Below are 21,484 nucleotides of genomic sequence, written 5' to 3'. Positions count from 1 at the left end.
GCAGCTACTCGCTGAAACTGGCCTGTTGCAGCTTGTTGATCTGTTCTTTTAATTCGGCCAGTTCATCCAGAATCTTTTTCTCCTGTTCCAGCGATTTTGGTTTACGGGAAAGTATGTTGGCAATGACGGAATTAAAGTCTTCTCTGGTTTCCACCTGCGAAGGTTTTAATTGTTTGGTCTTTTTGTCCATGACCGGCGGTTTCCAATCTTTTACCTGGCCATTATGGTCATCCACTGAGATGGAAACCTGGACAATCTTTTGTCCGTCCAGCGTGTTCTGGATCTCCTTGGAATCCAGTAAAATGATGTCACTGCCATGTTCCTGTTTGGCCTTGGTAATGGCTTCGGCCAGACTGCTTCCTGTGTAATACTTAACCTTCATTGGGATATCTCACTGTTCCAACTGACTTAACTTCGGTGTCTGCAGTAAGCTCAGAATAGGCTACCACAAACAAATTGGGAAAAATGGTTTCGGTAAATTTACGTACGGCCCGCCGGATTTGCGGAGAAACCAGCAGCGTGGGTTGCACGCCCAGATTAGACATGTCTTCAATTTTGTTGGCGATATCTTCAAAGAGATTATTCACTTGCTGTGGAGTAAATCCCAGATTCTGCAAATGCGCGCCTCCTTCTCGGATAACCGACAGAATGTGATCTTCCAGTTTGGGTTCGAGTAAAGCCACGGCCACATAGCCTTCTTCCACTTTCAGGATTTCTGTAATTGTCTCGGCCAGAGCTGATCTCACATATTCGGTCAGCACATCGGCATCTTTAGAAAAGGGCGCGTAGTCTGCGATGGTCTCTAAAATGGTAACCAGATTGCGGATGGGAATGCGCTCGCGCAACAAGTTTTTAAGAATGGAACGGATAGTGCCTAAAGAGACGACATCGGGCACCAGGCCTTCTACCAGGGCGCCGTGCGTCTCTTTCAGATGGTCGAGCATGCGCTGCGTTTCCTGCCGATCGAGTAATTTAAAAGCATTGTTGCGTAACACTTCCATCAGATGCGTGGCAATGACGGCCGGCGCCTCCACAACGGTGTTGCCCGCAATTTCCGCCCGTTCGCGCTCTTCTTCATTGACCCACAAAGCCGGCAGACCAAAGGTCGGTTCTTCCATTTCGATGCCCCGTAATTGTAAGGATTTGTCCGGATTGACAACCATGTAGCGGTCGAGCATCACCTGCCCGCTGGCCACCTTAACGCCATAAATTTTAAAAATGTACTCATTGGCGTTTAACTGAATGTTGTCTCTGATGCGAATGGGAGGCACCAGAATGCCCAATTCAATGGCCAGACTTTTGCGAATGGTACTGATTCGTTTGAGCAAATTGCCTCCCTGACTGGCATCGACCAGAGGAATAAGTCCATAACCCAATTCAATTTCGAAGGGATCCGGATGTAAAAATTCTTCAATGCGTTCCGGTTCTTCAATCGCTTCCACTTCTTCTTCAGCCAGTTGTTTGGCTTCCTCTTCCCGTTGATGGAATAGCTGAATCTGTCGGGCAATGCCGGCCATGATCAGAGAGACCACGGTAAAGGGAATGAGAGGCATGCCGGGCATGATGCCCATCAAAAAGGCCACACCGGCCGAAGAATAAATGGCCCGCGGTTGGGCCACTAACTGGCTGGTTAACTGATCGCCCATATTGGAGCTGGAGGAAGCGCGCGTAATGACAATACCGGAGGCCACGGAGATGAGCAGAGCCGGAATTTGAGCGACCAATCCATCGCCCACGGTTAACAGAGAATAGGTAGAAGCCGCTTCGCTCAATGAGAGTCCGCGTTGCAAAGCTCCGATTAACAAACCTCCGATCAGGTTTATTAGGGTAATCAACAGGCCGGCAATGGCATCACCGCGCACAAATTTACTGGCGCCATCCATAGCACCGTAAAAATCGGCTTCCTGGGAAATTTCCTGGCGCCGGCGCTGCGCTTCCACATCATCGATTAAACCGGCGTTCAGATCGGCGTCAATGGACATCTGTTTACCTGGCATGGCGTCCAGGGTAAAACGCGCAGATACTTCGGCAATGCGATTGGCCCCTTTGGTGATAACCACAAAGTTGATGATGACCAGAATCAGAAAGATGACCATGCCCACTACGTAGTTTCCCTGAACCACAAACGAACCAAACGAGGCAATAATCTCGCCGGCATAGCCTCTGCTAAGAATAAGCCGCGTGGATGCAATATTCAGCGAAAGCCGAAACAGTGTTAAGATAAGCAGCAATCCCGGAAATACCGAAAAGTCCATGGGCCGTAAGATGAACAGGGTGACAAACAAGACCAACAAAGCTGCCGAAATATTCATGACCAGTAACGTGTCCAGCAAAAAGCTGGGCATGGGTAAAATCATTACCGCAATGATAAGCACAATACCGGCGGTCAACATCAAATTGGAATTGGAAGCGAGCTTTAGAAGAAAATTGTTATTCTGCTCAGCCATTTAATTCTCCCAGTTCTGGTAATTTATTTTTGTTCATATTGTAAACCCGACTTAGCACCTCGGCCACAGCCTGGTAAAAGGCCACCGGAATCTCCTGGCCTACTTCGCAGACATCATACAGGCCCCTGGCCAGAGGTTTGTTTTCGATAACCGGTACCCCGTGTTTTCGGGCGATTTCCTTGATGCGTTCGGCTAATTTCAGTTTGCCCTTGGCCACCACAATCGGGGCATCCTGTTTACTTTTTGGTTCATATTTGAGCGCAATGGCGATGTGCGTCGGGTTGGTTACCACAACTGTGGCTTCAGGAACTTCTTTCATCATGCGCATGCGGGCCATCTGCAATTGCTTGCTACGAATAGCGCTCTTAACGCGTGGATTACCTTCGTATTGCTTGGCTTCTTCTTTTACTTCCTGCTTGGACATCTTTAAGCCTTTTTCATACTGATATTTCTGGTAACCAAAATCGGCCAGAGCCATAATCAACAGCACAATGCCGACCTTGACGCTTAATTCCAGAAATAACAGTCCCAGCAGATTAATCTGCTCCTCAACCGAAAGATAGGCATAATTATTGATTTCACCGAGATACTTATCGAAAACCATGTACGAAACCAGGGCTACAATCGCAATTTTCAGATTGCCTTTGAGTAGTTCGACCAGGGCGTTCGGTGAAACCATCTTTTTAATGCCGCTCAAAGGATTCATCTTTTTGAAATCCGGTTTGAGGGCTTTGGAAGAGAGTAAGGGGCCCACCTGCACAAAATTGATGGCTGCCCCGGCTATCATAATGCTTACCATAACCGGTAAGGTGAGCATGGCAAATACTTTTAAAGTCATCAAAGCGAGATAAGACATGGTGTCCGTGGTTAAATCCATGGTAGAAGCGTCCTGATAGATCGCCATCAGGTAATCCCCAATGTGGTGGCCGTAAGCTGCCAGGGTTAACTTTAAGGATAGAATGCCTGTAAACAGCACCACCGCTGAGTTCAGCTCCGCGCTTTTGGCGACGTTGCCCTTTTCCCGCGCCTCTTCACGGCGCCGCGGGGTAGGTTGTTCGGTTTTTTCCTGTGCTGTGTCTGCCATCGCTTAAATTCCTTTAATAATATGCCCTACCAGGCCTTCCATTTGAGTTACTATGTAACCAAATAATCCCTGAAAGATATTTAATGAAACGATCAACAGAAAAATGCCAAAGGCAATTTTTAATGGTAAACTGACAAAGAAAATATTCATCTGGGGCATGACGCGGGCCATGAACGAAATAGCCACGTCAAACAGCAAAATAAAGATCATGACCGGCGTGGCAAATTTTACGGCCAGGTCAAACATGACCTTGCCGCTTTCGATGACGGCCTGACCGGCTGCAGCATGAAAGCTGGCCGCCGCTGGTTTAATGATCTTGAAATTAAGAAATAGTGTTTCCACCAGAAAGTAGTGTGTGTTGGAGATGATCAAAAACATTAAGATAACCATTACCCAAAAATTACCAATGATGGGCATGTTTTCCTGACTGGTGGGATCAATAACGTTCATGATGGCCAGACCTAATTGAAATCCTACATAGGTGCCGGCAATCATAATGGCCTCAAAAATTACCTGGGCGCCATAACCAACCATTAAACCGATCAAGATTTCGCGCACTACATCCAGAATCATTTGCAATAAATGTTGGGGCATGTAGGTTATTTGCTGACTTAAAAGCGGGGTGACAATTAGGGTCAGCACAAAAGCCAATAAAACGCGTACGCGCACATTAACCGTGCCAAAGGAAAACAGCGGCATGGTCATCAGCATGGCAGACAACCTGCCAAAAACCAGCAGATACAGTGGCGTCAACTGGCTTATTTTATCGATTACCCCGTACATATTATTGCGTCACCAGTATCATGTAGTTGAACATTTCTATCGTAAAATCCATCAACAGGTTTAAAATCCAGGGCATGAGGAAGAAAACCACCAGAAACATAATGACAATTTTAGGGACGAAGGTCAAGGTCATTTCATTGATCTGTGTGGCAGCCTGAAAGATGCCGATCAATAAACCGACAATCATGCCGGCTCCCAGAATGGGCAGCAGAATGTAAAACGCCGTGGTCAAAGCCTGACGGCCAATGTAAAGCACAAAATCAGTAGTCATTTAAAATCCTCGCACTAAAGATTCTACCAATAAATACCAACCATCCACCAGCACAAACAATAAAATTTTAAAAGGCATTGAAATCATGATTGGTGGTAACATCATCATGCCCATGGATAGTAACACACTACCCACCACAATGTCGATTAACAACATGGGCAGGTACAACAAAAAACCGATCTTAAAAGCGGTCGTTAATTCGCTGATGATAAAAGCCGGGATCAGTGTCGTCAACTCGATCTGCGCCGGACTATGGGGTTTAGGTCCCCCTTTCAACTGGATGAATAAACGGATGTCCTTTTCTTTTGTCTGTTTGAGCATAAATTTTTTTAATGGTTCAGAAGCCCGTTTAAACATCTCCTGCTGATTAATTTCTTTATTTAAATAGGGCTGAAGCGCATCGTTATTGATTTTGGTGATGACCGGTTTCATGATAAAGAAGGTCAGAAAGAGCGCCAGTCCAACCAGGATTTGATTGGAAGGAACCGTTTGCGTGGAAAGGCTTTGACGGAGAAAATGGAAGACTACCACCAAGCGCGTGAATGAGGTCATCATAATGATGATAGAAGGCGCTAAACTCAGAATGGTGATCATGAAGATGATTTGCAAAGCAGGTACCAGATCATTTGGATTCGAGCTCTGCTCCACTCCAATAGACACTTTGGGCAGGGCTGATTGTGCCTGACCCAGATGTGGAAGCATGATCAACAAGCCAATCAAAACGATGAAAATCTTCTGCTTTCTAATCATTTCTGTTAATTCCTGTTCATTTGTTGCCTGGGATGGAGACAAATACCATGCCAGGCCTAAGCATTGAAAGTCGATTGCGCTGCAACGCGTGTAAATTAAGGCTTTGCCAGGTTTGCGGTAAAGGGGCTATCTTAGGGGTGGAAGCATTTAGGGGAAAAAAGATTACCTTTAGGAAAAATTTTCCTTACTTTTAGTCAATTGGTTTTGTGCATCGTAAAATGGCGGAGGTAACCCTCCGCCACAAGAATTATGCTACTTCAATCTCTTTGCTGCTTTCCCACAAGCCATGGATGTTGCACAAGGCCATGGCAAACAGAGTTCCGGATTCATTTAAGCTTACTGAAGCGCTGACCGAAGGATGGGCGTACACCGGTCCTTTGTTAGGACCGCTGGTGCTCTCGCCGTGGCCCCAGAATTCAAAATGCCCTACCTGATGCGTAAAGTTACTGCCTTTGGGTTTAAAGAAGACGGAAATCCAGCTGATGTGATGTTCGGTAGTGTTAGGATGGGCGATTTCTTTGCCCAGGCCGACTTTAATTTCAAAGGTTTCGCCTGCTTTAACTTTTTCCGGGGCTTCAATGACCGGCGCATGTTTTTCTTTTTTCCAGTCTGCAGATTTCAATTGCTCGGCTAATTTCATGGTGCCTCCTTTGCTTTTTTATTTAATCATTTTAGTGATGGGTTTTTAATTTGTTTTCAATGCTTAAAATATGTCCACAATTTTAATTTGATGCAAAAATCATTTTAAAGTTAGAATATTTTCTTCAATAGATATGGATCTTTAGCGTGCGAAAAGTTTGGTAAATGCGTAACGCGTGACGCACAATGAGATACCTCCTAAATCGAAAGTGTTTAATCATCATTCTAAGGCAGCAGAGCCGCAGCCTTAAAAAGACCACAGAGAGCCCAAAAAAGGCACAAAGGGCGCCTGTCATGCTGCCAGACAATTAAGTAAACTTCACACACAAGCCTTCCCTCTCTCACAGATTTTTATTCTGGAAGAGGGGGACCGAGGGGGTGAGGGCTAATTCGTGAAATGACTTCTGCTGTTAGGGGAGTAAAGTTAAGAGTATATAAGTGTAATAGTTAAAAGGTTCCGAGGTACCGGCTGTCATTATTCAAAGAAGTTTTTGGGTGCGGCTTTGCTGCCTTAGAATACTTCCTTCAAAATATAAAACGCTTTAGCGTGCTAAAATTTTTGTAATGAAGATCCTAACCCCCCGGCCCCCTTCCCTTCTTTTAATAAAGGGAAGGGGGAGAAAATTGTGCCGCTTTGCTGAGTTTTCGCCTTTCATGTCAATAAATTTCATTTTTTTTTCGAAATCTTTGTACTCTCTGTGGTTGATTTTGGTTGCGGCTATGCTGCCTTAGAATCTGTGTAGTAAAGAAAATCGATTCCGTTCTTACACATTATTTTTATTGGCTCTATCGAGCCAACGCGACTCTGGAGAGTCGCGCTACGGGATTACAAAATTTTTGTGCTGTGTGAGGAAGTAAAACCGTTGAATTGTTGATTGGTTGAATGGTTCAATGGTTGAATTGTTGAATGGTTGAATAGCCCGTCCCAGAAAACGGGATTTCCGTTTCACTCCAACCTTTGGCCGGACAAGCCTGTCAGGCTGCGCCTTGCCAGACTGGCCTGCCCCCGAAAATCGGGATTTACGCTGCGCTCCAACCGGTGGCCAGACCTGTCCGGCTGGACAGCCGTCCAGACGGGCGGGCCTGTCAGGCTGGTGCTGCCAGACGGGCCTGTTCCCGAGGATCGGGATTTGGAATGACGCTCGGCACGAAGCCTCACTGATTGTCATTTCGACCGATGCGCTGAGCGAAAGCGACGTGAAGAGCGGAGAAATCTTTCTCAGGCGTAAGGACGAAGCATTTTCCTGAAGGTTGTTCCAATTAGCGCAACCTCTTTGTGTACAAGTTAAAATCGCTCTTGAGAAAGACTTTGCAAAAAATGCTTCGCCCTTACAACGTCTCGAGTTGAAGCTCGAGTTACCTTGCGCCTGCGAATTGTCTGCAAGTGTAAGGGATTCTTCCTCCCCCGATAAATCGGGGACTCAGAATGACATGCCGGCACAGGCTTCCACCTCTCAGGCACAACCGGTCCTTTCACAAAATAATTCGTAATTCAATAAAGCTTCTGTGCTTTCCCACGTCAGTAACAGGCTTTGGACTCAATAATCAGTAAAGGGCCGCAAACTGCGACCCTTTTCCAACAACTGTCAATATCTTTTTTAAACTGAGGCGCTGTTATTTCATGAATACCATCTTTCTCTGTGCAGTAAAGTTTTTTTCGGTTTTCTGAGAAACCACCTGCATTCGATAAATGTAAACTCCGTTACTCAATACCTCTCCAGCATCGTTTCGGCCATCCCAATCGATCTGATAAACGCCGGCTGGTTTTATTTCATCGATCAGAGTTCTAACTTTCTGGCCCAGGATATTAAATATTTCCACACGCACCTGACCACTCACAGGTAACGAAAATGTAATTTGTGTGACCGGATTGAACGGATTGGGGAAGTTTTGAGCCAGAGAAAAGGTTTTAGGCAAGGGCCGATCTTTTGTAGCAATAGCACTGGCGCCCGGGAAATAATAGTAATTGGTGTGCTGTGTATTGGCCTGATAATCCTGCCAGACATTGGTCTGAGTTCCCCTGGTCTCCTGGACATCTATGGCATTTAAGCCATTGGCTCCGCCAACAATCACTTCAAAATCATTATCCAGATCGATATCGCGAATGCAGCCAGAACCATTTTGTGCCCCCGAAAAATAGGCCGGGAAATTTTTGTAATAGCTGCCATCGGCTCTGAAACAATAGATGTAACCCCCTTCTGTACTGGTCATGATCTCAAACTGACCATCGCCGTCAAGGTCAGCAAAAACCGGCGAAGTATTTATGGGAGCATCCAATGTTATAGGAAAGGGCGCAACTGTATCGCCATTAAAATGCATCAGATACAATTTGCCGTAGTTGCCGGTACTGTTATCTGTACCAAAGGCAATTTCCAATTGTCCATCATTATCAACATCGCATAAGGAAGGAGTGGCATTGACCGGATCAACCGTATCGTAATTTAACTCTTCCACGCCCGCACTGCTCAGAATAATCAGGTCTCTCCCGGTTGTCGTAAGCACATAATGGATAGTGCCTTCTACATTGGCAATAACAGGTTTATTGGCCAGGCGAGCGGGCAAATCGTAAGGAAAGCCGCTTAACACTGTGCCATCCACTTCGATGACATAAAAATTGGAATTGACCAGATCAAATGCTAATTCCGGCTGTCCATCGCCATCTACGTCGCCTACGGCAACGCCTTTGTCAATCTGAGAAGAATAGGTGATGGGAAATCCAGGCAATTCGGTACCATCAATTTGAATGGCATGTAAATTTTTAGACATGGTGCCAAAAATGATTTCGAGATTGTTATCGCCGTTTAAATCGGCCACCGTTAACTCGCTGCGGATTTGTTCACCAACGGTCATATCCAGCATTAAGGAGCCATCGCCATTGATAATTTTTAGATAACCATTTACGCGCTCCGAGATGACGATTTCATTGTTTCCGTCATTATCCATATCGGCGATGACCGGCCCCATGGAAACCGTACCGCCCAAATCCATAGGAAAACCGCTTTGTAAATTCCCGGAAGCATCGTAAACGTAAAGCGAATCTCCTTCACTCACCACAGCCACTTCCAGTTTACTGTCACCGGTCAAATCCCCGGCAGCCACAGCATCCGAAACTTTAATCGAGGTAATGGGATATCCGCTTTGATTCAACTGCGGCTGAACGGTAATATCTTCTGTGTGGGAATAGGGATAGGTACCGGATTGATTGGCTTCCTTTTTAATGTGGATGGTTAAAGGTTGCAAAGGCGCATCATCACTAACCTGAAAAACGATGTCGTCCGAAGTATTGGTGGCCGATGCCCCGGCCGCAATATTCCCCAGGCTGGCCGTACTGTCGCTAAAAATGAAATCCCCTGTAGGAGAAGAGGCCGTAATCAATACATTGTTGGCATCCTGATAATTAGGATCATTGGCAATGGTCAGCACAATTTTCGCGCTTTCCCCCGGATTTAACTCTCCATCTCCATTGTCATTAATAATTTCTATGGAATACGAATCAACTGTTAAATAAGGATAACTGTTACGGGCAATGGAATTGTAAATGTTTACGCGGCCCGAGCCCAATAATCCGGAATAATCGGGATTTAAGTCATCAATGGGATCCGCATGGTTTAAAATTTGATCAATGTACCACTGTCTGCTCTGCGATGGGAACCAGGCTTTAAGTAAGGCAAAACTGCCCACCACCACCGGTGTCGCCATAGACGTACCGGCCCAGGAGTCGTACCCTCCAGCATTCCAATGTATGGTGCTGAGGATTGCCGTGCTGGAGCCGCCGCCATATTCGCCGCCCGGCGCGCTGATATCAATAGCAGAGCCCCAATTGGAATAAGAAGCCTTATGGTCGGTATTATCAGTAGCAGCGACCGAAATACATTTGGAATAATCCGCCGGATATTGCGCATTGCCAAAGCCATCGTTACTGTGGTTATCGTTTCCGGCAGCGCCGACCACCACAGCGCCGTAGTTATCAGACACATCATCCAGAATACCCTGCTCGTAGGACGAAAGGAAAATACCGCCCCATGAACAATTGATAAATTTGGCGCCTAATTTGGCCGTGTACAAAATACCGTCATAGCCATTGATAATCCCTGGTTGCGATGTAGTTGAATCAGAATCATAGCTGTTTTTCGTGGCAATAATTTTTACGCGGAAGGCCACGCCGGCAATACCTTCATTATTGTCGCCCATGGCGCCAATAATGCCCGTGGTATGCGTTCCATGGCTTAAGGCGTCGTCTACACCAGAACTGGGCGGCCGAATGTCATTGTCATTATCTGCAAAATCCCAACCTCGCACATCATCCACGTAACCGTTGCCGTCATCATCGACGCCATTAATATCTGCACTGGTAAATTGTCCGTCATGGTCAATATCTTCGCCAGGATTAATGTACAGCACATCGGTTAATTCGGGATGCTGATCATCTACGCCTGTGTCCACATCCCCCACCAGAACATCCGTGCTGCCGGGTGTGTTTCCGCCCCACAGGCCCCAGGCGTCATTGGCCTGAATTTTCTTGATGTACCATTGTTCATTGTACCTGGAATCGTTAGGAACGTAAGGATCTACCTGGGCTACATCCATAGCATAATAGATGCCTTCAAAATCTGCCGAATGGATTTCGGGTATTCTGGCAAATTCTTCTTTAATTTGCTGCAATTCCTGTGGCGAATATTCTGAAACAAATTGCACACGGTACACTTTACTTAAATTAATGTCGCCCACTATGTCGCGATCGTCCGCAGACCGTAACCACTTTTCCAGAATTTTAGCCTGATATTTTTCCAGCAGGCTATTTAATTGAGGCAACTCAGTACGCGGTTGACCATTTTTGTACAAAATAGTCAAATCGGGCTGATCGCGATGCAAACAAAAAAGCACGCGATTCAGGTAATACCCTTCTTCGGCCCAAACGATTTGAGCCAGTAACAAAATGATGAAAACGAACCGTCTCATTTTGCTCCTCCAATTTTTACTTAATATACCCTATCTTTTTTACAAACTGATGTTTATCGGAAATTCTGACTTTTAAAAAATACAATCCCGAGCTTACCGGCTGCCCATTGCTGCTCTGCCCGTTCCAGGTCAGGCGCAGGGGACTATTTTCAAGCCGGCCCTCCATTAATGTAAGAATGCGGCGCCCCCGGATATCAAAAATCTTCACAGAAATCCTTTGCCCGCGCGTAAGCAAACCACCGGAAATCGCTATTTTGACTGTAGAATTAAATGGATTGGGGAACGTTTTTACAGTAAAATGGAAAGGCAATAACCGGTTGTTAGCGAGGCTCGTGGTCTGCGCAGAATCAACTTCCAGATAGGCGGTTCTGCGTTCGTTGCCCAGATAGGTTGGCCAGTAATTGGCAGCCTCATCGACTTTTTCGGGCAGGTCTAAAATCACCAATTGCTTATTGGCCGTGACAATCCCTTCCATATCGCCATCGCCGTCCAGGTCGGTTAAGGTGGCAAAACGATTCAATGCCCAGGGCAGGTGAACCGGAGCGTAGTGCCGCGCTCTAAAATCTTTGTTAAAAACAGTAACCTGGCCTTTAAAATTTAGAGTAAACAGACGCAACTCATCATTTGACTGAAATACGAGAGGCAAACCGTTAACCTCCGTACCTAAATCAAACAGAATCCGACGGTTGTCTGAACCATAGCCAACGAGTTGATTTTTATCATTAATGAAGGAAAACTCAAGTTGTCCGTCCCGGTCATGGTCCATTAAAAATGGTTCCGTATTCACATCGTTGCGCAGATGAACAGAAAGCCTTTGCGATCCATCGGCATTGAACAAAACCAGTTGATTCTTTTTATCAATAATAGCAATGAAAAGTCCATTAATATCTTTTCCAATCAAGGGCGTGAATTTTACGGAAGCGCTCAGCTCTACCGGCCAGTTTTCCAGCTCGTTGCCGGCATAATCAATGACATGGAGTTTACTGTCAAAGGTGCCCAGTACGATTTCTTTTGTGCCATTGCCGTCCACATCTCCAATGGCCACTCCTTTGGGGGCAAAAGCCTTTAAATTAATAGGAAAGCCTGCAAGCTCTGAACCGTCCGGCGTAATGACGTGCAGTTTTTTACGCATGGTGGCTAAAATAAATTCAACGTTTCCATCTCCGTCCAGATCATCCAGGGCAAAGTTACCGTAAATCACCTCATTGAGATCCAGATAGAGCAGAAGATTGCCATCCTGCTTAAAAACCCGTAATTTGCCATAGTTGCTCAAAGTGGCGATTTCCTGCTGCCCGTCATGATCTACATCAGCCACCACCTGCGGAGCGCGATGAAATTCCTGCAAATCGATGGGAAAGGGTGGCAAGGGCTCCCCCCTGGCATTTAGAAGAAGCAACCGATTGTCCATGGTGATTAAACTCAAACGGGAATCTGTAGCCCCGGAATCTTTTATCACTGAAACCGGCACATTAGCGGTTTGTATGGTTTTAGGAAAGAATTTCTGGTACATGGAGAGAAAAATTTCTTTTTCATAATGTTCTTCAACCGGCTGTCCCGAAAGGGTCATTCCGCGAATTAAAAAATGGAGATGAATCGGTCCGTAATCGTGTTGTAGGTCCGGTAAAATCTGGAAAGCATCCAGAGGCGTCCAGCGGACATCACCCGCTGTGAGGTCCCCAATGTGAGCCACAGAATCAGCCAGGTGTAACAGAGAGTCATCCGAAGATACCACAATTTCAACCTGCTGAGCGGTTTGCCAGCCTGGTTTATTTGAAACCGATAGAGCGATTTGAATGGGTTCGCCCGGATCGATCTGGCCGTTCTGGTTGAGATCCTCAACCTGCAAGCTATCATCTACAACCTGTAAGGCGGGTAAAAATGTGGGCCCCACGGCATTGTACACATTGACGCGTCCAGCCCCCAATAATCCCTGAAATCCTTCGTTTTTTTCATCTAATGGATCTGCTGCCTCCAGAACCTTTTGAACCAGCTCATCCGGCGACAAATCAGGGAAAAAATATTTTACCAGGGCAATCGAACCGGCCACCACCGGACTGGCCATGGATGTGCCCTGCCAGGTGGCGTAGCCGCCTTTGTAATAATGAATGGTACTAAAAATGCCCACACCAGGAGCGCTAATATCGATGACCTGGCCGTAATTGGAAAAGGAGGCTTTACGGTCATCTGGGCCCAGGGCCGCTACGGTAACCACGCCGTTCAGATCGCTGGGATAAAAATGGTGCCGGTCATTGTTATTATTGTCATTGCCGGCCGCTGCGACCACAATCGTTCCATATTCTTCGCGCACCATATCGATCAATTTTTGAGCCAGCTCGTAATAGCCGCCACCGCCCCAGGAGCAATTGACCACATCAGCGCCCAACTTTGCGCAATACAGAATGCCATCATAGGCATTGTACAAATAGCCATGACTTAAATCGTCATCCAGGCTGTGTTTGGTGCCAATAATCTTGTAACCGCGGGCAATACCGCTGATGCCCACTGCATTGTTGGCCATGGCCCCGGCAATACCGGCCACATGGGTGCCGTGGCTTAAAATATCATAGCCGCCTGAGCTGGGCGGACGGATGTCGTTGTCTCCGGCCACGGAATCGGAAGCATACGAAAAATCCCAACCGCGCACATCATCCACAAAGCCGTTGCCATCGTCATCGATTCCATTTAAATCGGCGCTGGTAAATTGTCCGTCCCCATCCACATCTTCACCGGGATTTACGTAGAGCACGGGCGCCATTTCCGGATGTAAATAATCAATGCCTGTATCAACTATGCCAATCAGAATGGTTTTTTGCGGTGGCGGGACCTTTTCCATTAAGGTCCAGACATATTTGGCCATTATTTTGTCCAGGTAATATTGGCGTTCTACAAAAGGATCGGAAGTCATGGCCGGAGGGATGGGAACCGCAATCTTGACGGGCGTCTCAAAATCTACCTGTAAAACATCGCTTGCGGATTTAAAAGCAGCGGCCGCCTGACTAACAAGCGATGCCTTTTCAAAATGAAAACGATAGACTTTGCTGAAATCAATTCCCTTAAAAACATCTCGCTCATCAGCGGATTTTAGCCATCTTTCAATTTTAAGCACATGGTATTTGCGAAGCAACAAAGCAAGCTGCTGGTTGTTTATTCGGGTGGTCTCGCTTACCCTACCTGTTGGCAAAGCCGGGGCTTCGGGCCTGAGAGCAATTAACAACTGATTGGGGATTCTTTCCTGAGCCTGACTGAGGGCCAGGGAAAGAAACAAAACCAACCAAATGGTATTTTTTGAAAACATTGACCTAAACCTGACTATTCAAAGGTTTGTCGGGATTTTAACCCGTTTCTTGTTATTTAATCAATAATAAGCGTTCGATTCGTGACCTATTACCTAATTTAACATGGTAAAAATAGATACCGGAACTCAGCGTACGACCGGAGCGGTCGGTACCGTCCCATTTAATACGGTTTAATCCGGGTTTTAAGTTAGTAACGGTTTTCTGGTAAACCAGCTGGCCCAATACGTTGTAGATTTTCAGATGCAAGGGCAAAGTACTCAGCCTGGCCGGAATGTTCAACCGAATAAAGGTTTGGCTGTTAAACGGATTAGGATAGTTGCTTAACAACTCAAAACCTTCCGCAATGGATTTTTCCTCATGGTCGGGCAGGGCAGTCACCTGCACTCCATAGCTACCCGTTCTGTGATTATTACCCTGATAGGTGTTCCAGGCCGCGGCCTGTCCAGCGGGAAGGCGCAGATCGATGGCAAAAATATTGGACTGCCCGCCGATGATCACTTCCGTATCGCCGTCTCCATCCAGATCATCGATTACCGGAATCGAACTAATGCCCTGGCCCAGATCAACCGGGAAATTGGGCACTTCCTGGCCGTTCATCTTGAGCAGATGTACGATACCCTGATCCACAATGGTCAAGATTTCCAGCCATCCATCGCCATCCACATCAAAAGTGATTGGACTGCTCTGGGGCGTACCTCCCAGCTCCATTGGGAAGAGATCGCTGAAATAGGTACTGTCTGGTTCGAGTACATGCAACTTTCCGTCATTGGTCACGGCCACAATCTCCGGGATGCCGCTCTGATCCACATCCGCAATTAACGGCGCGCCCACAATACCCGCATCCAGAGTGCGTTCAAAAATCACTCGGCCCTGGCGGTCAAGGCTGATTAATTTTTTGTCCAGCGTGGCTACCAGAATAAAAAGGCTGTCCTGATTTTTGGCAATCAGCGGGTTGGCAATAATACGCGTACTTAAAGAGGTTGAGATTTCGGTCAGAGAATCCCCCTGACTGGTAAAAATGTGCAAACCATTGTCAAAGGTGCCGAACACAATATCATCCACGCCATCGCCATTTAAATCGGCCACGGCGCTTCCCAAATTCACCAGGCTGGGCATGGCTTTAGGGAAACCGGTTACCTCGCTGGAGTCCAGATTAAAGATATGAAAGTTTTTCCTCATGGTGCCAAAAGCCATTTCCAATTCCGCATCGGAATCGAAATTGCCCACAACCAGATCGCCATAGACAGGTTCGCCAAGGTCGAATTGTTTTTTAATGTTTCCATGGAAATCAACAATGCGCAACAGGCCGCGGCGATTGACTGTGATGATCTCCTGTTCTCCGTCCATATCCATATCCGCCACTACCGGCGCTGCGCTCGTAGCATCCACCGCAATGGGGAAACCGGTGATCTTTTTGCCGTTCTGATCAAACACCAACAGATCGCTCTGGCTGTTGATGCCCACAATCCATTTTTGCGAACCGCTTTTGACCAAGGCCAGCGGCGAATTAATGCCGTAGCCTTGCACCGGAAAGCCTTTTTGATTCATGGCGATCGATAACGACAAATGGCTGGTCGATTCAAAAGAATATTCTGAAGTATCATTGGCGCTGATTTTCAATTGCAATTGCAAATCCTGCAAAGGAGCCAGGGAATCAATCCAGATACGGGGATAGAACTGATCCAGGATGGTATCGGCTCCCGACGGCAGTTCATCGATCCAGAAGAGCGAGTCCAGAACATGGACATGGGGCGAGCTGGATTGCACAACGGCTTTAACATGGTAGGCATCCTGCCAGTTGGGGCTATTGGTCAAAACAAGGCTTAAAGAAACAGAATCGCCTGGCGAAGGCGGGGCGCCATCTCTGGTTTCGAACTGGTAATCGCTTAGATGAATATCGGGCAGAATGCCACGGGCAATGGCATTGTAAACATTTACGCGACCGTGGCCCAACAGCCCGCTGTAATTAGGATTGACCTGGTCGATGGGATCAGCTGCATTGTAAAGGCGGTTCAATAACTGATTGCGGGAATCTTGCGGGAACCAGGCTTTGAGCAAGGCCAGGGCGCCGGCCACCACAGGCGTGGCCATGGAAGTTCCCTGCCAGGAGGCGTAAGAACCGGCATTGGCATGGATGGTGCTGAGAATGGCCGTGGTGTAACCACTCCCTTCGCCGCCCGGCGCGCTGATATCCACCACCTGCCCCCAATTGGAGTAATAGGCCTTTTTATCATCATTGCGCAAAGCAGCGACACAAACAGCATTATCAAAATCGCTGGGGTACTGTGGGTGATCATCGTTATTGTGCCCGTCATTGCCTGCAGCCGCCACTACAATGGCGCCATAATTTTTGGTCACATTATCTACCACCAGCTTGCCGTAAAAGTCGTAGCCCCCGCCCCAGGAACAATTGATGATTTTAGCGCCCATCTTTGCGCAATACAAAACACCGGAATATCCCTTCACAATGCCCGGCTCGGTCAAATCATCGTCAAAGGCATGCTTGGTGGCAATGATTTTGCTTCTAAAGGAAATTCCGGCAATGCCGATGCCATTGTCTGCCATGGCGGCAATAATGCCGGCCACATGCGTCCCATGGCTCAGTTCCTGGTTTGGGCCAGCCTGCGGCGGGCGCACATCATTGTCCGGCGCTTCGTTGGGTTTTTTGCTTCCAGCAAAATCCCAGCCGCGAACATCATCGATGTAGCCATTGCCGTCATCATCCACGCCATTTTCATCTTCACTGGTGAAACGGCCATCATGGTTGATGTCTTCACCCGGATTAATGTACAGCACATTTTCCAATTCGGGATGTTCATAATCTACGCCGGTATCGACCACGCCAACCAGAACCGTGGAATCACCGGGCAGGCTATCTCTCCACAGGCCCCAGGCATCCGGCGCAGCAATTTTGTTCAAATACCACTGATGTTCGAAATAGGGATCATTGGGAATATAGGGTTTAATGGAACCGGCGATGCGGTTCACAGCTTGCAGAGCTGCCGAGTGCACATCGTCTATTTGCCGGAACTGTTCCAGAATCTGGAGCAATTGATTTTTGGATTTTTCATCCTTAAAAGTAACCTGATAGATGTTGGCCAGGCGCACACCGTCCACTACATCCCGATCATCCGCCATTGGCAGCCAGCGTTCGACCTTAACCACGCCCAGTTGGTTAAATAAGCGATCCAATAGCGGGTAATTGGTATGTAACTGTCCCCGTACCTGACTGGTTACAATGGGCGGCCTATTGGCTTTTAAACAAAATAGAATCTGATTTTGATAGAATTCCTGAGCCTGTCCCTGACTTAAGGCAAAAACGGACAGGAAAAATCCTAATAAAAAAATTCGTTTTAACACAATTACTCCTATTTACGCGATAGCTCATTTACATTAATTATTAAACTTGCCTTGGAAACACAACGGTTGATGAACCGCGCACGGAACCCGGCGATTTCCAATTTAAAACACTCTCTATTTAACGGTCGGATACGCGTTCAGATGACCAGGATATTAAAACAAATCCGACCCTCTCATATCTGACGATTACATGTTTACTCGATCATTTAACGAACTAAAGCCCTTTTCGTTCTAATGCTTTTCATCTGGAAAAGAAGGCTGTACGTACTTCTCTTCTTTCATCAGTTAATAAAAAATCTCAAAGGGGAAAAAATCCCCTTTGAGATCAAGGCGGAACACAATGTGTTCACATGGCTATTTGATGAGCAACATACGTCTTTGCAATGAAACATTCTTACCTTTTAACTGATAGATGTAAATTCCGGAACCTACCGGTTTGCCTGAGCTGTTCTTACCATCCCAGGTTACCGTGTTCAATCCGACATGCGCCACACCGTTGAAAAGGGTGGCCACTTTTTGACCAAGCACATTGTACACATTAATTTTAACTTTTTGACCCCGCGCGTAATCCGGAATCACAAAAGGAATGGTCGTGGTTGGATTGAACGGATTGGGATAGTTTTTACCCAGATAGTAGCGATCGGCAACCAGCGGCATATCCTTATCGCGAATGCCCGTTGGAAATTGTGTGCGAGACGTATCAAAATAGGCATGAACCAGCGCATCTACATCAGCCATAACAATGGTGCCAGTATCTGTATCCACATAGGTATGGCCATCCACCGAATCTGACTCGGCAAAAATGACCGGAGCTTTTCCAAAGCGTTTTAAGCCGATGTAAATACTACCGCTGTCCACAGCAATGCTATCGTCGAAGATCAGACGATTGTAACCGAAGCCCAAACCGCTTTTGTTCAGGTAGCGCAGCTTGGTTCCGGGCAAACTATCTACGCCGTCGTCATCCCAGAAGGTAAACTGATAGGCGCCAACCACATTGGTCCCGGAAGTGTCCAGAGCGACCTTAAATCCGATTAAATCCATAGGATAGGCAATGGGCGTAAATTTGACGTAAACCAGCTTGTTCCTGGGTGCGATGATGTTTGTATCCGGAGTAGAACGGTCGTAAGCCAATTCCCACACCGTTTTAGGTATGACCTCAGTACCGACCAACGGAGACGAGAACTCAGATGTACCTTCGTACAGAGCCACGGAACGCAATGTGTAATAATAGGCCTGGAACGGTTCAATTTCATCATCCACGTAAGCGTTGGTATCTGCCACTTCTGCAATCAGGTGCAGATATTGATCTCCCGGCGTGGTTCGCCAGACCTGCACAATCCGATCGGGTTGTAAATCCCACTGCAGGGTAATCGTCGTGTCTTCGGTGCCGGCCATAACCTCCAAGCCGGTGGGAGCTTCAATGGTTTTCACGGGCGCGTAAAGAACAACGTCGTCGAAAAGCAGGCCCATGCCAATCGGTTCATCTTCATCAGACCAGAAGTGCCAGCGCAGGTAAACATCCTGTCCGGCGTAGCGCGAAAGGTCTAACGGCGACATATTGCTGGGATAGCCCCAGAAATAGGAGAACCATACCCACTGATCGAATCCTTCCGCAAAGACCCACTGTTCGCCATTGGGTCCCATCCAGACCGCTTCCCAGTTCGTACTGTCAACGGCCCGCACATCGACGCGCCAGAATTCCACATCAGGGAAGACATCTTCATCTGCAAAGAAAGGCAGGTGGGTAAAATCGAGATAGATCGGCGCAGTATCTGGCAGGGCGATCGGCCCGGTCTGGAAAACATTATCCATGTAAGGATTGTAGGTTGCCAGGGGGTCAAAGGTTTCGCCACTGTTTTGTAATGCAGCAAAGTGCGTGGGGGAAGGGGCAAAATGGGGTAAATAGGCATCCATATCATCCATAAATTCCACGATGTGCCATAAATTGCCCCCTTCGGGCGGAATAAATTCCACATCCAGGGCCATCATATCGTCTTGTTCGCCATTGTTAAAAAAGAAAACAGAGTCGTTGCTGGCCACCAGAATGCTATCGATCTGCCATCCGAACAAATCCGGTCCGCCATCAGCGGTGGAATAGCCCATATCCGCAGCAAAAGCAAAGCGCAGCATGATGGCCGTATCGGGTTTAATAAAATCCTTTAAAGGCAGCATCTCTTTATGCCAATCTAATTGCTCGCCAGACCAACCCGGGATGCCTAAACCTTCATTCTGCCCCTGAGAAGGATGACCAAACGCCCAGCTATTTTGCATGTCATAATCACTAAATGGCAGCACCAGCCAGGTTTTACCGCTATCGTAAGAAATGCGCACATTCATGGCGTCCCAGCCGTCGTAAGGGTCTTCTGCTCCGGCGGTGCCTTCTATTTTAAAACGATGCCAGAAAGAAAACACAGCGTTGGTATCATCGACCATGAATGGCGGGGTGTCCAGCACCTGGTACCAGTGATTCGCATAACCGCCTACATCGCCCAATGTGGTATCGGCCAGCCACCAGCAGGTGCTGTCCATGGCCATCCAGGTGGTAATGTGCCAGTAACTGGGGCCATGTTCCGGACGCGGATGGGTTAAGTCGATCGCTTCCCAGCGATGCCAGACACCATCCGGCTCAAAATTTTCTTCAAAAATAATTCCACCTTCAAAGCCAAGTTGATTTGCGCTCTGAATTGTATTCTGCTGTTTGTAAAATTCGGTTTTCGGAACCTTGAAATCCATTTTGGCCTTCTTCTTTTCCGGGAAAACCGGACGTGGTTTTTCACTGGCCATCAGGCCGACGCTTAACAATAAAAGCGAAAGCCACAGTAACAATAAACGCTTCATACTAATTCCTCCTCATTATGTGTCTTTTCTAAAAATTGAATTCAAAGGCATAATTGTGCACATACCCCAATAAACCGTAATTGTTGAACGAATAATCCAGCCTACCATTCAGACCGAATTTTGCAAAATTAAGACCAAGACCGGCTGTAAAATCGGCCTCATCGTAATTGGCTTTGTAGCCAAAACGCAGGGCAAAAAACTTCTGCCATTCGTATTCCAGACCATAATTATATCGCAGATAGAAGTCTGTTGGATCATTGGCCTCAATGATCACCGTAAGGCGATGTTTCTGACTTTTGATCAAATAAGAGTCTTCGCCAATAATATCATCGGAAATTCCCAAACGGAATACCAATGGAATGGGCCAATCCAAGGTTTTCCAGCGCACACCGCCGTCATAGGTAATACCTGTGTTGTCATTTTTAACATCTCTGGAAAGGTCGGGGCCATCCAGTTTCATCTTGCCGCCAAAATTAGCCAGACTCATGCCCAATTTCATACCATAGATGCCCGTATTGAACTGAGAACCGATGTCAAAAGCAAAAGTGGCTGCTTTTTCACGGAACAATTTTTCTTGAATGTATTTCAACGTAACGCCTAAATCGAAACGATCGGTCAGGCGGCGGGCAATAGTTAATCCGACCGCCACACTGGTCGCAGTGAAAGTGGTTCCGGTGCCTTCCGGCTCGGCGATCGTTGTCATTTCAATATTGCCGGAATTTAAATAGAGAATGGACAGACCAGCGGTCGTATTGGAATTGAGGGGCAACACAGCGCCCAAAAAATTGTAGGTAATATCTGCGTACAACCTGGTTTGGGCCAGTCCAAAAGCCGGATGCCCGATCTTTTGAATGCCGGCGGCATTCCAGTAAAGCGCAGTAATATCTTTTACTTCAGAGGAATAAGCATCTCCTAATGCAGTTCCCCGTGCTCCGGCGCCGATTTTGAGAAACTGGGCCATCGAGGTACCTACTTTGGAAAGTTCCCTCTGGGCCAAAAGTCCGGATACGGGAATTAAAATTATTACTAATAAATAGCTCAACCATTTCATGAACAT

At 47.0% G+C, this 21,484-nt stretch carries 13 protein-coding genes; 1 reads left to right on the top strand and 12 read right to left on the bottom strand.

The genetic code is table 11. From position 1 onward, the window contains the following. Positions 1 to 4: 4 nt before the first annotated feature. The 7 genes from ACWB0I_RS04960 to ACWB0I_RS04930 form a co-directional block, all read right to left on the bottom strand. On the bottom strand, positions 5 to 382 hold the full coding sequence (locus ACWB0I_RS04960; RefSeq protein WP_479386931.1) for a hypothetical protein: 378 nt from the start codon (positions 380 to 382) through the stop codon (positions 5 to 7). After that, on the bottom strand, positions 372 to 2,447 hold the full coding sequence (gene flhA, locus ACWB0I_RS04955; protein WP_479386930.1) for a flagellar biosynthesis protein FlhA: 2,076 nt from the start codon (positions 2,445 to 2,447) through the stop codon (positions 372 to 374). Before flhA ends, ACWB0I_RS04960 begins: the two co-directional genes overlap by 11 nt. Next, complete coding sequence (gene flhB, locus ACWB0I_RS04950) at positions 2,440 to 3,531, bottom strand: flagellar biosynthesis protein FlhB (protein WP_479386929.1); 1,092 nt, start codon at positions 3,529 to 3,531, stop codon at positions 2,440 to 2,442. The genes flhA and flhB overlap by 8 nt, the downstream gene beginning before the upstream one ends. A gap of 3 nt (positions 3,532 to 3,534) precedes the next feature. Continuing rightward, positions 3,535 to 4,314, bottom strand: a complete 780-nt coding sequence (gene fliR / locus ACWB0I_RS04945) for a flagellar biosynthetic protein FliR (protein ID WP_479386928.1) — start codon at positions 4,312 to 4,314, stop codon at positions 3,535 to 3,537. Position 4,315: 1 nt separating this feature from the next. Continuing rightward, positions 4,316 to 4,585, bottom strand: coding sequence for a flagellar biosynthesis protein FliQ (fliQ, locus tag ACWB0I_RS04940; protein WP_479386927.1), 270 nt, complete (start codon positions 4,583 to 4,585; stop codon positions 4,316 to 4,318). After that, the gene (fliP, locus tag ACWB0I_RS04935) at positions 4,586 to 5,335 is read right to left on the bottom strand and encodes a flagellar type III secretion system pore protein FliP (protein ID WP_479386926.1); all 750 of its coding nucleotides are present in this window, start codon (positions 5,333 to 5,335) and stop codon (positions 4,586 to 4,588) included. It lies immediately after the preceding gene. A 247-nt stretch (positions 5,336 to 5,582) separates the two neighbouring features. Continuing rightward, positions 5,583 to 5,975 carry a class II SORL domain-containing protein gene (locus ACWB0I_RS04930; protein WP_479386925.1) on the bottom strand — a complete coding sequence of 131 codons (393 nt, stop codon included), beginning with the start codon at positions 5,973 to 5,975 and terminating at the stop codon, positions 5,583 to 5,585. A 986-nt stretch (positions 5,976 to 6,961) separates the two neighbouring features. Here ACWB0I_RS04930 and ACWB0I_RS04925 point away from each other — a divergent pair. Beyond that, entirely contained in the window at positions 6,962 to 7,222 is a 261-nt protein-coding gene (locus tag ACWB0I_RS04925; RefSeq protein ID WP_479386924.1) for a hypothetical protein, read from the top strand. A gap of 366 nt (positions 7,223 to 7,588) precedes the next feature. On the opposite strand, the gene ACWB0I_RS04920 is transcribed toward ACWB0I_RS04925, so the two are convergent. From ACWB0I_RS04920 to ACWB0I_RS04900, 5 genes are all read right to left on the bottom strand, one after another. Beyond that, positions 7,589 to 10,933 (bottom strand): S8 family serine peptidase, encoded by a 3,345-nt coding sequence (locus ACWB0I_RS04920; RefSeq protein ID WP_479386923.1) that lies wholly within the window; start codon positions 10,931 to 10,933, stop codon positions 7,589 to 7,591. Between the two features lie 16 nt (positions 10,934 to 10,949). Next, positions 10,950 to 14,228 carry a S8 family serine peptidase gene (locus ACWB0I_RS04915; RefSeq protein ID WP_479386922.1) on the bottom strand — a complete coding sequence of 1,093 codons (3,279 nt, stop codon included), beginning with the start codon at positions 14,226 to 14,228 and terminating at the stop codon, positions 10,950 to 10,952. Between the two features lie 52 nt (positions 14,229 to 14,280). Then, positions 14,281 to 17,589 carry a S8 family serine peptidase gene (locus ACWB0I_RS04910; protein WP_479386921.1) on the bottom strand — a complete coding sequence of 1,103 codons (3,309 nt, stop codon included), beginning with the start codon at positions 17,587 to 17,589 and terminating at the stop codon, positions 14,281 to 14,283. A gap of 354 nt (positions 17,590 to 17,943) precedes the next feature. Next, positions 17,944 to 20,427, bottom strand: coding sequence for a FlgD immunoglobulin-like domain containing protein (locus ACWB0I_RS04905; RefSeq protein ID WP_479386920.1), 2,484 nt, complete (start codon positions 20,425 to 20,427; stop codon positions 17,944 to 17,946). 28 nt (positions 20,428 to 20,455) lie between these two features. Next, positions 20,456 to 21,478, bottom strand: a complete 1,023-nt coding sequence (locus tag ACWB0I_RS04900; RefSeq protein WP_479386919.1) for a PorV/PorQ family protein — start codon at positions 21,476 to 21,478, stop codon at positions 20,456 to 20,458. Between the last annotated feature and the right edge of the window lie 6 nt (positions 21,479 to 21,484).

The organism is Caldithrix sp. (genome assembly GCF_056497305.1).
The sequence above is the reverse complement of the archived record's forward strand: the minus strand, read 5'-3'. Positions and strand labels throughout refer to the sequence as shown.